General features: G+C 41.1%; 13 protein-coding genes. 7 read left to right on the forward strand and 6 right to left on the reverse strand.

Features of this window, described 5'->3' with window-relative positions; translation table 11 throughout:
• Positions 1 to 112 precede the first annotated feature (112 nt).
• A complete protein-coding gene (gene pomA, locus L3V77_RS03625; protein WP_195702446.1) occupies positions 113 to 877 on the forward strand; it encodes a flagellar motor protein PomA in 765 nt (254 codons plus the stop codon).
• Positions 878 to 889: 12 nt separating this feature from the next.
• The gene (locus L3V77_RS03630) at positions 890 to 1,867 is read left to right on the forward strand and encodes a flagellar motor protein MotB (RefSeq protein ID WP_275135770.1); all 978 of its coding nucleotides are present in this window, start codon (positions 890 to 892) and stop codon (positions 1,865 to 1,867) included.
• On the opposite strand, the gene L3V77_RS03635 is transcribed toward L3V77_RS03630, so the two are convergent.
• Together L3V77_RS03635 and L3V77_RS03640 are read right to left on the reverse strand one after the other, a co-directional pair.
• Positions 1,861 to 2,562 (reverse strand): response regulator, encoded by a 702-nt coding sequence (locus tag L3V77_RS03635; RefSeq protein ID WP_275135771.1) that lies wholly within the window; start codon positions 2,560 to 2,562, stop codon positions 1,861 to 1,863. The two genes, L3V77_RS03630 and L3V77_RS03635, sit on opposite strands and share 7 nt — an antisense overlap.
• Complete coding sequence (locus L3V77_RS03640) at positions 2,552 to 4,156, reverse strand: sensor histidine kinase (RefSeq protein WP_275135772.1); 1,605 nt, start codon at positions 4,154 to 4,156, stop codon at positions 2,552 to 2,554. The genes L3V77_RS03635 and L3V77_RS03640 overlap by 11 nt, the downstream gene beginning before the upstream one ends.
• 345 nt (positions 4,157 to 4,501) lie before the next feature.
• Here L3V77_RS03640 and L3V77_RS03645 point away from each other — a divergent pair, with 345 nt between their 5' ends.
• The 5 genes from L3V77_RS03645 to rlmM all read left to right on the forward strand — a co-directional run bounded on the left by L3V77_RS03645 (position 4,502) and on the right by rlmM (position 10,273).
• A complete protein-coding gene (locus L3V77_RS03645) occupies positions 4,502 to 5,824 on the forward strand; it encodes an anaerobic C4-dicarboxylate transporter (protein ID WP_275135773.1) in 1,323 nt (440 codons plus the stop codon).
• A gap of 211 nt (positions 5,825 to 6,035) precedes the next feature.
• Positions 6,036 to 7,484: a tRNA uracil 4-sulfurtransferase ThiI gene (thiI, locus tag L3V77_RS03650; RefSeq protein ID WP_275135774.1), complete on the forward strand. Its 1,449-nt coding sequence runs from the start codon at positions 6,036 to 6,038 to the stop codon at positions 7,482 to 7,484.
• A gap of 371 nt (positions 7,485 to 7,855) precedes the next feature.
• Complete coding sequence (locus L3V77_RS03655) at positions 7,856 to 8,767, forward strand: transcriptional regulator GcvA (RefSeq protein WP_275135775.1); 912 nt, start codon at positions 7,856 to 7,858, stop codon at positions 8,765 to 8,767.
• On the forward strand, positions 8,757 to 9,185 hold the full coding sequence (locus L3V77_RS03660; protein ID WP_275136684.1) for a DUF423 domain-containing protein: 429 nt from the start codon (positions 8,757 to 8,759) through the stop codon (positions 9,183 to 9,185). Before L3V77_RS03655 ends, L3V77_RS03660 begins: the two co-directional genes overlap by 11 nt.
• Positions 9,182 to 10,273, forward strand: coding sequence for a 23S rRNA (cytidine(2498)-2'-O)-methyltransferase RlmM (rlmM, locus tag L3V77_RS03665; protein WP_275135776.1), 1,092 nt, complete (start codon positions 9,182 to 9,184; stop codon positions 10,271 to 10,273). Before L3V77_RS03660 ends, rlmM begins: the two co-directional genes overlap by 4 nt.
• Before the next feature lie 52 nt (positions 10,274 to 10,325).
• Here rlmM and xni read toward each other — a convergent pair whose 3' ends face one another.
• From xni to L3V77_RS03685, 4 genes are all read right to left on the reverse strand, one after another.
• A complete protein-coding gene (xni, locus tag L3V77_RS03670) occupies positions 10,326 to 11,096 on the reverse strand; it encodes a flap endonuclease Xni (protein WP_275135777.1) in 771 nt (256 codons plus the stop codon).
• Positions 11,097 to 11,179: 83 nt separating this feature from the next.
• The gene (ppnN, locus tag L3V77_RS03675) at positions 11,180 to 12,538 is read right to left on the reverse strand and encodes a nucleotide 5'-monophosphate nucleosidase PpnN (protein WP_275135778.1); all 1,359 of its coding nucleotides are present in this window, start codon (positions 12,536 to 12,538) and stop codon (positions 11,180 to 11,182) included.
• 210 nt (positions 12,539 to 12,748) lie between these two features.
• Positions 12,749 to 14,323: a GGDEF domain-containing protein gene (locus L3V77_RS03680; RefSeq protein ID WP_275135779.1), complete on the reverse strand. Its 1,575-nt coding sequence runs from the start codon at positions 14,321 to 14,323 to the stop codon at positions 12,749 to 12,751.
• 104 nt (positions 14,324 to 14,427) lie between these two features.
• Entirely contained in the window at positions 14,428 to 16,698 is a 2,271-nt protein-coding gene (locus L3V77_RS03685; RefSeq protein WP_275135780.1) for a tetratricopeptide repeat protein, read from the reverse strand.
• Between the last annotated feature and the right edge of the window lie 22 nt (positions 16,699 to 16,720).

The raw sequence follows: 16,720 nt of genomic DNA on the forward strand, positions 1-16,720 counted from the left end.
TTTGCAAATATTGATATTTTTCAAACAAATCATTAAAAGATCGCGACTAGTGGCCGATAGAGTGACTATCCCATGTTGATTGCATTGAACAATTTAGCATAAGAGGTGCTTAGTGGATTTAGCAACATTAATAGGTCTGATCGGAGGATTCGCCTTCGTGATAATGGCAATGGTACTTGGTGGTAGCATTGGCATGTTTGTCGATACTGTCTCCATTTTGATCGTTGTCGGCGGTTCGACCTGCGTAGTTTTAATGAAATTTACCATGGGTCAATTCTTTAGTGCCTTTAAGATTGCCGGTAAAGCGTTCATCTTTAAGACGGATGATCCTGAAGAATTGATCGCTAAAGTTGTTGAAATGGCAGACGCCGCGCGTAAAGGTGGATTTCTTGCCCTTGAAGAGATGGAAATTTCCAGCAGCTTTATGCAGAAAGGCATTGATCTGCTCGTTGATGGTCATGATGCTGAAGTGGTGAGAGCCGCAATGCAAAAGGATATCGCATTAACCGATGAACGCCATGTTCAAGGTAGTTCGGCATTTCGAGCCTATGGTGACGTTGCACCCGCAATGGGCATGATTGGTACATTGGTTGGTTTGGTTGCCATGCTTTCAAACATGGATGACCCTAAATCGATTGGCCCTGCGATGGCGGTTGCGCTCTTAACAACATTGTATGGTGCTGTGTTAGCTAACATGGTGTTCTTCCCTATTGCCGATAAACTTTCTTTACGTCGAGAGCAAGAAAAATTGAATCGTCGCCTTATTATGGATGGTGTACTCGCCATTCAAGATGGTCAAAATCCTCGCGTTATTGATAGTTACCTTAAGAACTATCTTAACGAGAAGAGACGTGTTCTAGATATCGATAACGAGTAAGGAAGCGGAACAATGGATGACGAAGATGAGTGCAAATGTCCGCCCCCCGGTGCACCTTTATGGTTGGCAACCTTCTCAGATTTGATGTCACTTCTGATGTGTTTTTTCGTACTTCTACTCTCGTTTTCTGAGATGGATGTACTGAAATTCAAACAAATTGCTGGTTCTATGAAGTTTGCATTTGGTGTGCAAAATCGATTGGAAGTAAAAGACATCCCTAAAGGTACAAGTGTTATCGCGTTAGAGTTTAGGCCGGGTAGACCAGAGCCTACGCCTATCGACGTTATTATGCAGCAAACCATCGATATCACTCAGTCTAACCTCAACTTCCACGAAGGGGAGTCAGCAAGGGCCGGTGGTAAAAATAGAGAAGCTGGCGAGCAGACGGGTGGTCAGTCGCCAGAAACGTCGACGAAGATGAATCAAAATACTCAATCGGAATCAGAACAAGAGCAAGATCAGCAATCGCAGTCTGACGCGCAAGCGCAAGCAGAAGCGATGGCGCAAGAGACCGATGCACTAGAAGAGACCATTAAGAAAGCACTCGAGCGCGAAATTGACCAAGGCGCTATTGAAGTGGAAAACCTCGGTCAGGAAATTGTTATTCGAATTCGAGAGAAAGGTGCTTTTCCTGGAGGATCGGCTTTCTTACAACCGAAATTCAGACCACTGGTACGGCAGATTGCTGATCTCGTTAAAGATGTTCCGGGAATTGTTCGCGTTTCAGGGCATACGGATGATCAGATTTTGGAGTCAGAATTATATCGTTCAAACTGGGACTTATCGTCACAACGTGCAGTGTCAGTTGCACATGAGATGGAAAAAGTGGCAGGCTTTGACCATGCAAGGTTGAGAGTTCGGGGGATGGCGGATACTGAGCCACTAAATGGCAACGCGACATCCGCTCAGAGAGCAAAGAACCGACGAGTTGAAATCGGTATATTGCAAGGTAAACCGCAGTATAGCGATGAGGTGAGTGTTGGTCAGTAGTGGTTAATTTGCCTCTCTACAACTTGATATAAACGACGAGGCCTACCGCCGGTATTGTAATTCAACACTAGGCGGATCAGGCCTTCTGATTCCAAAAACTCCAGATAGCGTCGAGCCGTAACACGGCTCACATTCATTCGTTTACCGATATCTTCTGCTGAGAAATCAATCAATGCTTCTTCGTGAAGGATTGTTTTGAGAGAGTTCAACGTCGTGATATCGATACCTTTAGGGGTTATACGCAGCTTTTTTTCCGGCACTTTTCGTAGTATCTGATCTATCTCACCTTGGTCAACGGTTGCTCTTTGAGAGAGCTGTTGTTTGAATTGCTTATAGTCGGTTAACGTTTGGTGGACTCGAGACATTCGAATTGGTTTGACGAGATAGTCGATAACACCGAGTTGAACGACTTTCTCAACGGTTGCGGTCTCTCTTTCTGCGGTTGTCATTACAAAGTCGCATTGTGCCTTTTTTTCGCGTAGCTGGCGTATGACGTCAATTCCGTTGCCATCAGGCAATGAAATGTCTACAAAGACAAGCATTGGTTTGTATAACTCAAATTGCAATAGAGCTTCTGCGCAGGTTTCGCTGACCGCAACCACGTTAAACTCCGGGAGTTGATTGATGGTGGACTCAAGCGTGTAGCTTGCCCTAACATCGTCTTCGAGAATCATTACGGTGTATTTAATTGTCATTTTCTACATCACTCTTATCCAAGTAAATACTGAAAAGTGTGGTCTGTTTATCGGTTCGTTCCCAGTCAATACTTCCATGAAAGTAATCAACAAGTTGCTTGACTAAATACAGACCAATTCCACTATGCTCATCGTCGTGTTTGGAGCTCACACCAAATTCGAGAATATGTTCCGATATCTTATCGGGCACACCCGCGCCGCTATCCTGAACCTCAAGGATAATGTGACTACTGCGGTCACTTAGGTACACAGATACTTCAGGGTTAACATTGTTTCTATTTTGCCATGATGCCAGCAATGCATTGTCTATCAGGTTACCGATAATAGTAACAAGTTTCTCCGATGCGTTTTTTTCGTAATTCGATAAATTACTGTCCACATCGATGGTGTATTTTACGCCAATCTCTGATGCCTTATTAAATTTTGCGAGCAATATACTTGCTACGGCACTGTCTGTAATCGACATAACAATGTTGCGGAGGACGGATTGATAGCGGTCCGTCTCTTGTTGAATAAAATCTATGGTCTCATCGTACTTACCTGTTTGTAGCATGCCTGATATTACATTGAGTTTATTGGAGTATTCATGTGTCTTGCTTCGCAATATTTCTGAGTAATTCTTTAGGTAATTGACCTCACGCTCTAGTTCGTCATGGCTGAGGTTTGCAAAAAAGACGATGGCGTGGCCGAGCAGACCCTTAGAAGTGTTAATAGGGTAAATGTTGGCTCGATATTTCAATTTTCCAATCATAAATTCGCCTTGATGAAACATACTTTGCTTTGAAAGTACAAGGTGACTTAATGAGGAAGAATAGTGTGCTAAGGAGTGGTTTATATAGTCGTATCGGTTTGATGCCCCCATGGAAAGCATTTTAATGGCACTGTTGTTTATGGTGGTGATATTCATATTGCTATCGACCGCGATAATCGCATCTCGAATACTGTCAAAAACCATCTCATGTTCGTGAAATTTGTTGACTATAAATTCAGGTTCATAATCTAGAAAGGTTCGTTTTATCTTAAATACAAAGGCAAAAATGGCCGCGATTCCCAACAGATAAACACTCCCTACTATTAGGCCTATATCACTAAATTTCTTCAGAAGAATACTCGAGGTTTTTACCGATAAATAGCCAATACAAATAGCGCCTATGACTTCGCCATTAAGGCGAACAGGGGAAAAGTTGCGAATGGCTTCACCCAGAGAACCGGATGCAACACTACTGTATTCTTGACCACTTTCCAGAGCAGGATAGATATCATCTCCAATAAAGTGTTTGCCAATCTTGTCTGGAGTAGGGTGGCTTAACCGCATTGCGTTTCTATCTACGACAACGATGTAGGAGGCATCCGTACTTTTTCTTATGTCTTCAATGTAGTCTTGAAGATCATATTCTTGATTATTATTTTTTGCATCGACAGCATTAATGACGACCGGGTTATGGGCAAGCACGCGAGCAAGTTCTAATCCTCTTGCTTGAAAGCCTTCTTGGTGAGAAGTTTGCAGTAATAGTAAAATAGCTGTTGTCACGACAATAACAATAAAGGAAGACGTGGCGATTGTTGTTAAGGCTAGGTAACTCTTCAGTTTCATTATCGCGCTCTATAAATCGTAAGGTGTCATGCATCAAGAATGTCGAGATGAATCAGTATAGCGAGCATTTTATAGGCATTAATATGTGCTGTGTCAGTAATGATGCTGTTCATACCTATTGATGTAACAAATAGAAACATCAATCAACGGTTACAAAAGTTACAAAAGTAAAAATTAGTTACTTTAATCGTGCCCTCCAAATTCCAGTTCGAAAGAATTGATAAACTGTCACACAGTTCAAATTAACCCTATTAAAAATAATGAAATTCTATTTACCTTCATTCTGACAAAGGCTTTGTTGAGTGATCTTGGTAATGATGAATGACTCTTAAATAAGGAAAGAAAATGTTTTATGTTCATTTAATGCTGCTACTGGCAGTCATATTTATCGGAATTCGGCATGGTGGAATAGCCTTCGGCCTTCTAGGTGGTTTAGGTGTGTCGATATTAGCGTTTGTATTTGGTGTTGCTCCGGGCACGCCACCGGTCAGCGTTATGTTGATTATTCTCGCAGTGGTTGCCGCATCGGCTACTTTGGAGGCAACGGGAGGGTTAAAGCTTTTAGTGAAATATGCCGAAAAGCTCCTGCGTAAACATCCAAACCAGATTGTTTTTCTTGGCCCACTTAGCACTTATGCATTAACCGTTTTAGTTGGTACTGGTCATTCTGTTTATCCTCTTCTACCAGTTATCTACGATGTAGCTTACAAAAAAGGGATTCGTCCTGAACGTCCAATGGCGATAGCGACAGTTGCTTCTCAAATGGGTATTACGGCGAGTCCAATTGCCGCCGCTGCTGCCGTCGTTATGGCGACATCGGTAGATAACAATTTAGATATCGGTTTGATTGATGTTCTTAAGATAACCATACCAGCGACATTGACCGGTTTATTGGTCGCGTGTACTTGGAGCCTTACACGAGGTAAAGATCTTGATAAAGATCCTGAGTTTCAGGCTCGTTGTGAAGACGAAGAGTTCCGTAATGAGCTCATTGATACGACAGTGGAAGCAAAAGACGGCTCAACCGAAGATAAAAGAGCAAAGACAGGCTTGATTGTTTTTGTTTTAGGTATCGCTTCGGTGATTTTTGTTGCTCTGTTTGGTAAAAGTCTTAACCTGCTTCCTGACGGTGTAAAAATGTCAGTGGCTATACAGTTTTTGATGCTTTCAGTGGGCGCAATCATTTTATTGGTTACAAAGGTTCAGCCGAAAAAAATCGTTACTAGTAATGTATTTACTGCCGGTATGACCGCCGTTATCATTATCTTTGGTATCGCGTGGATGAGTAACACGATTATTAGCTTCCATAAGCCTTATCTCGTCTCAATGGTGAGTGATGTCGTTAGTGTTTACCCTTGGAGTTTTGCCATTGCGATGTTCGTGGCGTCGATTTTCCTTAAAAGTCAGGCAGCAGTACTAACTATCATGCTTCCATTAGGTTTCTCGTTGGGAATTCCAGCAGAGGTTCTTATTGGGGTGCTACCGGCTTGTTATGCCTATTTCTTCTTCCCATTCTACCCAAGTGATCTGGCCGCTATCACGTTTGACCGTTCTGGGACGACTCGTATTGGTAAATATGTGTTAAACCACAGCTTTATTGCACCTGGTTTTATTGGCGTCGTTACCGCAACGATCGTCGGTTACTTCCTTTCAATGGCTTTTAACTAATTCAAACTAAGCCTATATGAGATTCTCATATAGGCTTTTCTAAATGACCAGAACATCCAATTCTTCCGTTTCAACCATACCCTCTTTTTATTGTCTTTATTTCCGTCAAAATCGTGTATAATCTCGCGCCTTAGTTTTCTAGCTTTATCCTAGAAAAATGTAACACCCATGTGTTCAAATTAGCGAAATCACCTATTTAGCGAAACCACTTATGAAATTTATTGTTAAGCCCCATCCAGAGATTTTTGTTAAGAGTGAATCAGTGCGTAAACGTTTTACTCGTATTTTGGAATGTAACCTTCGAATTATTATCCAACGTAGAACAAAATCTGTTGCTGTATTCAATCGTCGTGATCACATTGAAGTGACAGCTAGTAGTGATGAGTATTTCCAAGAAGTTTTAACGATTCTTACCCATACACCAGGTATCCATCATGTATTGGAAGTTCAGCAGTCTGAATTTACCGATATGCATGATATCTATGAAAAAGTGTTGAAACTAAGTGGTAAGTTAATTGAAAACAAGACATTTGTTGTTCGTGCGAAACGTCGTGGTAAACATGAATTTACGTCAGTCGCGCTGGAGCAATATGTCGGTGGCGGTTTAAATCAAGCGGTTGAAAGTGCCAAAGTTAAGCTTAGAAACCCTGATGTGACGGTTAATATTGAAGTAGAGCATGAAAAGCTAAACCAAGTTATTGCTAGATACAAAGGACTCGGTGGCTTTCCTCTAGGAACACAAGAAGACGTATTGAGCTTGATTTCAGGTGGTTTTGATTCTGGTGTTTCTAGTTATCTGCATATCAAACGTGGTTCAAAAACGCATTATTGCTTCTTCAATTTAGGTGGTCCAGCACATGAGATCGGCGTGAAGCAAGTGTCACACTTTTTGTGGAACAAATATGGCTCATCTGCCAAAGTTAAGTTTATCTCGGTCGATTTTGAACCCGTAGTGGCGGAAATCTTAGAGAACGTTGATGATGGCCAAATGGGTGTCGTTCTGAAACGTATGTTTATGCGTGCAGGTGGCATGCTGGCAGAGAAATTTGGTATTCAAGCTTTGATTACGGGTGAAGCATTAGGGCAGGTTTCAAGCCAAACATTGACGAATCTACGTCATATTGACGGCGTTACCGATACCCTAATACTCAGACCTCTAATCAACTGGGACAAAGAAGATATTATCGATTTGGCTCGTGTTATTGGCACCGAAGATTTTGCTAAGGTAATGCCTGAGTATTGCGGTGTTATTTCGAAAAAACCAACGATAAAAGCGATTAAAGAGAAGCTAGAGAAAGAGGAAGAAAACTTCGATTTTTCTATCTTAGATGATGTGGTTTATAACGCTCGTATGATGGATATCCGTGATATTGAGAAAGAGAGCCAAGCGAAGGTGCCAGATGTTGAAATGGTCGCTGATGTGGACGGAGATGCCATTGTATTGGATATCCGCAGCCCTGATGAAACCGAGGACAATTCGCTCGTCATTGATGACGTAGAGGTGAAGCATTTACCTTTCTATAAGTTAGCGACCAAGTTTGGTGATTTAGATCAGTCTAAGAGTTACTTACTTTATTGTGACCGTGGTGTGATGAGCCGTTTGCAAGCGCTTTACTTGAAAGAGCAAGGCTTTGATAACGTGAAGGTGTACAGGCCTTAGCGTGTTTGTAATGAGCTATCTGTAAGTGTAAAAAAACCAGCAACTATCTGTTGGTTTTTTTTGCTTAATACATTCAAAAAAAAGCACTGCCATAGAGACAGTGCAAAAATAAATGTTTTGACAGACAGGTCAAATTAATACAGAAAGATTGGTTTGCATCAATTTGATTGATGGAAACCTAGGTAAGTTATACCCAACTCGAATTCGAGATTTGCAAACACAACAGTGCAACGAATAACCAATTGGTAAGAAACCAAGCCGTTCAGGCTATCGTTGCGGGATGAAATATAGAATTTCTCTAGCCGTCAGGCAATCGACATTTTATAATGCTTCAGATAATAAAAACTAATGCATGGAAACTAAGGTCTAGAATGTCTAGAAGATTACCTCCGCTAAACTCTTTAAAGGTTTTTGAAGCGGCTGCACGACATCTAAGTTTTACTCGTGCCGCAGAAGAATTGTTTGTTACGCAGGCAGCGGTAAGCCACCAGATTAAATCGATCGAAGAGTTTCTTGGCCTGAAATTATTCAGGCGTAGAAACCGTTCTTTATTGCTCACTGAAGAAGGTCAAAGTTATTTCCTTGATATCAAGGATATCTTTAGTGCGATTGCAGAAGCGACAGACAAAGTACTGGAGAGAAGTGAAAAAGGCGCGCTTACGATTAGCTTACCTCCGAGTTTTGCTATTCAATGGTTGGTTCCTCGTCTAGCCGATTTTAATCAGCAAGAGCCTGATATCGATGTTCGCATCAAAGCCGTGGATTCAGATGACAACTTTTTAACCGATGATGTTGATGTCGCCATCTATTATGGACGAGGTAGTTGGCCCGGATTAAGAATAGACAAACTATATCAGGAATATTTGATCCCGCTATGCTCACCCAGTTTATTGATGTCGACGAAATCGCTTACTGGTTTAACGGATTTAAAAAATCATACTTTATTGCATGATACCTCGAGAAAAGAGTGGAAGCAGTTTGTGAGAAATAATGCGATAGAAGGGGTTAATGTCAATCATGGCCCAATCTTTAGCCATTCGACGATGGTACTGCAAGCGGCTATTCATGGTCAGGGTGTTGCGCTTGGAAACAATGTGTTGGCTCAACCAGAATTAGATGCAGGAAGATTGGTTTCCCCGTTTGATGAAGTCTTGCTTAGCAAGAATGCATTTTATGTCGTTTGTCATGAAAGTCAGGCGGATACCGGTCGTATTGCAACATTTCGAGATTGGATGATAGCGAAGGCGGCGAGTGAACAAGAGGCGCTTTATGATGGCAAATGAAGCAATCAAATTGAACCACAGGCGATCCGCTAAACTGCTGGTTATTTCCGGTGTCTCAGGCTTCATTTTTGTTGCTCTGGGAGCGTTTGCTGCCCATAGTCTACAGTCTATGTTATCGGACTATTTCATTGCCGTGTTTAAGACGGGTGTGCAATATCAAGCGCTACATACCTTAGCAATTATGGCGTGTGCCATATTACTAAGGTTTAATTCTAACGAAAAAGTGCAAAAAGGGCTTTTCAGGTCGGCAATTTGCTTTATTATCGGCATCCTTTGTTTTAGCGGTAGTCTTTATGGGCTTGCGCTGACAGGGATGAAATGGTTTGGTCCTATTACTCCAATAGGTGGGGTAATGTTTCTGATTGGCTGGGTTTTCTTTGTGTACTCAGCATTACATATAAATGAGGTTGCTCAGTGAAACAAGTGATGCTTTATTGCCGTTCTGGTTTTGAGAAAGAGTGTGCAGGTGAGATTCAGGACAAAGCTAATCAACTAGAAATTTTTGGTTTTCCCCGTGTGAAGAAAAACCAAGGTTATGTTCTTTTTGAGTGTTACCAAGAGGGTGATGCTGAAAATCTGATCAAAAAAATAGACTTTCAGACCCTGATATTTGCTCGTCAAATGTTTGCTGTTGCAACGGAGTTTCAAGCACTACCAAGTGATGATCGAATTTCGCCGATATTGACCACGTTAGATGGTATTGACGCTTTTCCGATCTGTGGCGACATACGTATAGAAACACCAGATACAAATGAAGCAAAAGAATTGCTTAAATTTTGTCGTAAATTCACGGTTCCTCTTCGTCAAGCGATGAGAGGGAAAGGTCTGCTATACAAAAAAGAGAACACCAAAAAGCCGATGTTACATATCTGCTTTGTGGCGCCGGGACACTGTTACCTTGGTTATTCATACCCAGATAATAGCTCCGCCTTTTTTATGGGCATTCCTAGGCTTAAGTTCCCATCGGATGCACCGAGTCGGTCAACCTTAAAGCTGGAAGAAGCGTTCCACGTATTTATTCCAAGAGATGAATGGGATACGCGGTTGGCTCCAGGTATGTGGGCTGTTGACCTTGGTGCTTGTCCAGGAGGGTGGACGTATCAATTGGTTAAACGTTCTATGTTTGTTCACGCCATTGATAATGGCATGATGGCGGATAGCTTGATGGACACGGGGCAGGTCAAACATCACATGGTAGATGGTTTCAAGTTTGAGCCCCAGAAAAAGAATGTGACATGGCTTGTGTGCGATATGATAGAGAAGCCCTCTCGCGTTGCTCAGTTGATGGGAGAGTGGATCATTCGTGGTTTAGCGAAAGAGGCGATATTCAACCTTAAGCTGCCTATGAAAGGCCGCTATGATGAAGTTTTAGAAGATATTGAGAACCTGAAGCAATTTCTTGAAGAACATGAGGTCAAATATCGACTTCAGGCGAAACATTTATATCACGATAGAGAAGAGATCACGGTTCATATTCAATGTTTGTCGAATATTTCACCGAGATAGTGTGCGATTAGGTACATGTTGTCTGTTGCTTGGTTCACATTGAACTGAGCAACTAATTAGGGGTATATCGAATATCCTGCAAATTAAACCCGAGTTGAACATCGGTTTTGAGTGATGAAATTTGCTTACATATCTTCGCTAGCTCTATATGTTCTTCAAATTTTTTGCGATATTTTTCGACCAACTCATCTGAATTATAAGCTTCTTCTATACTGCCAAACTGGGTCAATATCTCTTTTGCCGCTTTTGGTCCAATACCAGGAATACCTGAAACCTGACTGGAGCTGATTCCAGTGAGCCCCCAGTAATCAGAAAGTTGACTGGGTTTAACGCCAAATTCATTCTCTACAAATGAGGCATCTAACCAACGATGCTGGAAATAATCTCTGATCTGCAATGTAGGCGCCAAAAGTTGACAATAGCCTTTGTCTGTCGAGACGATAGTGACGGTTTCCCCGTGTTGCGCTACTTTTACAGCAAGTGTTGCCACGAGATCATCCGCTTCATCCCCGTCTGATAGGAGTGAATCAATTCCCAGTTCCCACCACGCACCTTGAATGCTGTCTAAGCCTTGTTGTAGCGCTTCTGGCATAGGTTTACGATTTTGTTTATATTTCGGTAGCAGTTTTGCTCTCCATCCCCTGTCTTGAAGGTGATGGTCGAATACAGCGATGATATGAGTAGGCGTTGATTCTGAAAGAATACGATTGAGGGTTCTTTTGGTGGTTTCTATTGTTCTGGTTATGTCATTAGGATCAGGCTGAGCCGAGTGTACTCGCCTTATAAGGTTCAGTGCATCAATAATCACTAGATGTATAGACATAGTTTTCCAATAGAATAAGGACTTACCGTTAAGCCCTTATTCTACTCAATTTAGTTAGCTAAGTAACCTCTGATGTTTTTTTCTTAATTACCTGCGATTTTATAACATGGGATATATTCCGAACCGGGCAACTTCATTCTTTGTTGGGTAACGAAGTCATTGAGCAATTTGTCCATCTTGTCCATTAGTTCTGAATCACCATCGATGATAAATGGGCCGTGTTCTTCAATCTCTTTTATACCTTCTGCTTTGACATTGCCTGCCACGATGCCTGAAAATGCCTTTCGCAGATTAGACGCAAGGCGCTCTGTTGGCTGATCCATGTGCAGATCTAAATTAGCCATATTTTCGTGGGTAGGATCAAAGGGATGTTGGAACTCTGGAGATACGGTTAATGACCAATTATAGCTGTAAGCATCTTCGGTCGATTGTCTGTGAGCTTTAACATTTGGGATGGCCTCTTTGATAATACGAGCGGCTTTTTCCGGGTCATCGACAACGATTTGATAATGTTTCCGAGCTTGTTCACCAAGTGTATCACCGACAAACGTATCGATTGAACGGAAGTATGCTTCGCTCTCCTTCGGTCCTGTTAAAACGATAGGAATGGGTTGGTCAGCGTTATCTGGGTGCATCATTATACCCAGAATATACAAAAGCTCTTCTGCTGTGCCTGGCCCTCCGGGGAAAATCACGATGCCGTGTCCCATTCGAACAAACGCTTCTAGACGTTTTTCAATATCGGGCATGATAATGAGTTCATTGACGATAGGATTTGGTGGCTCGGCGGCAATAATGGAAGGCTCCGTTAAACCAATATACCGTGCTTCATCTTTGCGTTGTTTAGCATGACCGATAGCGGCCCCTTTCATTGGCCCTTCCATTGCTCCGGGCCCACATCCAGTACATATATTTAGGTCCCGTAATCCTAATTCATGCCCAACCTCTCGCGTATATTGATATTCGTTAGGGTTGATGGAATGGCCGCCCCAACATACGACTAAGTTAGGTTCAATACCGGGATGAAGTGCACCCGCATTTCTTAAAATAGCAAAAACCAAATTGGTAATATGTTCGGGGTCATTCTGTTTTTCTCTATGTATTTGAGCAACATGCATATTGACATAGACTATATCGCGAAGCACAGAGAATAGATGTTCTTGGATTCCGGTAATAATGGTGCCATCGACAAAGGCATCTTTTGGGGGATCGGTTAGTTCGAGTTTAATTCCGCGTTCTCGGCTAACCACATCGACATCAAAGGTCTTGTGCTTATCGAGTAACTCTTGAGAATTATCGGTATGGCTACCGGAATTGAGTACAGCCAGAGTACAGTTTCGATAAAGTTGATAGAGATCGCTCGTCGCCTCTTTTTTAAGGCGCTTCACTTCTAGTTGAGAAAGTAAATCCATACTGCCGGCTGGGCTAATATGTGTAATCATATGATCCTCCTTACGATAGGAAGTATTATTATTGGTAGGTTTTAAACCTGTAGAGACAATATAGGTAACCCTGCAAAAAATGTGGTTTAACCTGTTGAAGATTAAGGACTATAGCTTTAACCATATACGTCATTGATGCCGGAGTACAAGTGAAATACAGTTTTTTCTATAAGAATTGGTTTAAAACAGGAAAAAGAGAGAAGGGTGAGGTTACTTGATAACTATTTGATTACTGCCTTTGCGCTTGGATTCATTAAGTAGAAGATTTAATCGATCCAATACTTCTTCTGGCGTATCGGTATCTCTTAAAGATGTACATGCTGCTGATGCTGTCACACTGATACTTTGATCTCTGAACTTAAAGGGGAGTCGGCTAATATATAGTTGAATTTTTTCAATAAGCGCGCGGCTCTCTTTCATTTCGATATCAGGAAGAATCAAGATAAACTCTTCACCAGAGAAACGAGCAACGATATCGATGTCCCTTGCTTCTTTTGTAATGGTACGAGCAATGATTTTGAGTGCTTTATCACCAGCAGTATAGCCAAAGCTGTCATTGATCGATTTGAAGTTATCGATATCGAGAAGAACAAGGCAAATTTTGTTTTGTGCGCGAATCCATTTGTGATATTCAAGTTCGAGTTTTTCAAGGAATGCTGTTCGGTTGAATACTTTAGTCAAAGGATCGATGAGGATGCGTTTTGCTTGATCATCTAAGCGGCGTCGATGATCCTGAGTTAACTCGTACAACCCTTCCATTTGACGACCATTGTGTTGCATTCTTTCAATGACAGAACTTTCTCTTTGTTCGTTGTGCTTTAGGCGTTCAGTCAGCATGGTGATTTGGTCGAGCAATGGTTTTACTGCCGATTTTGCGCTTTTGAGATCGACGGCTTTATCTAATGCTTCTTGGCTTTCGTTGGAGATATCCAGTAGCTGTGTTGCCATCTGTTTTCGATGCTCTGAATAGGCATAGGTTTGCTCAGTATTTTGGTTTGAGCTTTTGATGACATTACTTAGTGAGTTGTTAACTTGAGTTAAGAACAGTTCGGATGTCTTGCGTTCGTAATGCGTACCTTCAATGACCAGTTTGAGTATCTGTAAGGTAAGTTCTATGAGTGCTTCAGTACCGACACCAACCAATAATTTGATTCGAATATCATTGAGTAAATCACCAGATTCGCCATCAAAATCAAGCTCACTGATTAGATGTTGTAACTCTTCAGCTAGCTTGTTAAGCAGTTCTTGATTGACTTCGGGTGCTTTTTGTAACGAATGAGTACTACTCGACGTAATGATCTTGATGGCTCTTTCATAGATAGTGAGTAGTCGAGTGGCTTGGTCAAGCTGGTTATGATTTTTTATTGACGGAAAACTCAATAAATTTCTTAGATCACGTTTAAGTTGGGCGGGTAGCCCAGGTATGCGTTGCAGCGTTTCGCCGCTATGTCTTACTCTGTCGTCTAGATGAATTTTCTGTTTTTCCATTGTATTACTGTTTTGTTTGAGCATGCGCTCGAGAACGGCCAAGCGAGGAATCAACTTAGATATATCTTGCTGTTGTTGAAAAGCGGCTTTCAACGATGAGACGGCGGCATCAAGTTCAACATTGTACCCCATACACGCGGTACTTAAGTTTGTCACAACCCTTTTCAGGACTTGCGCTTCCCTCGAATGCTTGAATGAGGCATCTCGGTGTTTAAGTCTTGCTTCTTCTAATTGTAATTTAAATTGGTCGATCTGCTTGAGAATTTCTTGCCGACCTGCAAGATTTAGTTCACTCATATATTAAGTAGATGGCGCACATTGGTCCTTGGAGTAATACATCTAAATGATAATAACAAAAATAACTAGCAGGTCATTCAAATTATCGTACAACAACCAGTAAATTATTCAATGATACTTAATTTTATGATGTTGTCCTCAATTTTATCACTAGAATCAATTTTTATTAGGCCGTTTTCGATAGCGGAAAGGCATGCAGACCGAATATCGTTACTGGCAAAGCTCGCAGCGGGTGCATTTTCTATTGCTCTTAAACAGACCCATTGATTTCCACCATGTTGGTGGTTTTGTAATCGGGCAAGGTTAGAAGCCATTAATAATATATCTAATAACTCTTTGTCGTTTATAGCAGTATAGGCTCTGGGTAAAAATGGATAGTCGGCAATACCAGCTCTAATAGTTCTATCAAGTAACTTTTCAGATTTAAATTCTTTTACCCAATTATTTATTTGTTCAAATAATTGGCTGGCCGTTTTATTTGGGTTGGTGTTTGGTTCAACATATAAAAACATACCGTCAGCAAAATGATAAAGCCTTGCTGGGCTGTCCAGTTTTGTCTTAATGAATGCCCCAAATTCTGCTTCGAGCTGAAGACCGGCATTGTAACCTTGTTGAAGGTAAGCGGTTCTTAAACTTGGTAACTCAATCATGATAAAACGGAGTTTATCGTGTAGAGGTTCATTGATCAGTTCGCCCGTTTTCCACTGTTCAAAGTTGGCACTACTTTGCTCTAGCGAGGAGGGTAATTTTACATTTAATAGTCGGAAGTTACGTAAGCCAGAACGAGGGTGCGTATAGTGGTCATTGTAAAGGTCATTTAGTTGGTTTCTCATTCTTCTATTCACAATACCTCGTCGAACAAAAAGTATTAAAATGAGCAATGAAATAGCAAATAATGTTGTACTTGCATATTTAAAACGCGCTTGCTTTTCATTGCTTTTTTGCAGCAATTTTGATTGGTCTTTATAATGTAAAGATTGCTCGATAAATAGTTTTTGTTCTCTAAAATCATTTTCTGAGATAGTTAATAATTGTTGCTGTTTAGCGGTTATTAATTGGTCATATTTTTTGCCACTACTAAATGCTTCAGAATAATTATTTAAATATTCATATGTTTTTGTAAGAAGAAGATACGCATGGAGCTGAATATTGCTATCGTCTATTTTTTGGCCAATTAAAAGCGCTTTTTTTGTTAGGAATAAGCTTTTATCAATATTGGTTTTCAAAAACTCTAATTCAGCACCAAGTAAAAAAGAGGTGGCCATTAAGTTGTCTATTTTTGCATAGGCCAGTAATTCGTTTGCTCGTTGCAGATATTGTTCTGTAAGAGGGTAGTTATAAAGCTGAAGATAAGTTTTTGCTAAATCCAATCGTAATTGAATAATTTCTGCCGTATTTCTATTTACCGCATCGGTGTCTAGTACGTTGAAGTAATGAACCAGTGCGAGGTTGTATCGGCCTTGAGAGTAGTAGATATCAGCCATGTTTTTGAGAATATCGGCTAGATTACTTGAGCTCTCGTAGTTGTCGTAAAAATCGGCGGCCTGAGATAGATGCTCTAACGCTTTATCTAGAACCGATTTTTTAATGAACAGATCGGCGATGATACGGTTTATCTTTGCTAACAAGACCGGTTTGTCTTTCTCGATGGCGGACCAATAAGCCGATAGTAATTGATAAAGAGCCTGATTATAATTCTCATTGGTTAAATAGTATTCACCCAAGATAATCTGATGTTTTATTAATAGCTCTTCTTGATCAAGTTTGATTAGCAAGTTATTTGCTTGAGAAAAGTAATCAAGAGCCAGCGTATTGTTTTGTAGTGATATGGCGATTTCTGCTTTTAACATCAGTAACTGGTACTTTAGCTCCGTGACCGAAATGGTGTGTTCACTATTTTCTAACTTCTCTTCAACGTTTGTTATCAGTGGGGTTATCTTGTGCTCATCCTGGGTCAGTCGCCACAGTAAAGTGGCTTTTAACAATTGAATTTTTAGCACCTGATTAGGCAGGTTATAGGTTTTGGCAAGCGTTTCTGCCTGTTCAATACTGATTATTGACCCCCTAGAATCACCCAAAATGTACTTTGCTTTTGAAATAATTTGCAGTGCCTTAATACTGGTAATAGGCGTACGGACAGCATTATCGGTAGACTGCTTTTGGATCTGCTCTTGGCTCTTCTCGGTTAACGTTCTTGCGCTAAGAAATTGTTGAGCGATTTTTTTTGAACGCTCAGGAACAATTTCGATCAGTTTTTCTGCTTCTTCTAAAAGGGTTGTTGTGGCCCCTTCAGCAAGTGCTGCCGTTCCATACAGAATGGTGGTACACAACAATACAGTCGAAATAATGAATCTAGAAAATGCAGATATTGACATTAGTTTGTTTCACACCTTGTTA

It is taken from the genome of Vibrio sp. DW001 (genome assembly GCF_029016285.1).
GTDB lineage: Bacteria > Pseudomonadota > Gammaproteobacteria > Enterobacterales > Vibrionaceae > Vibrio.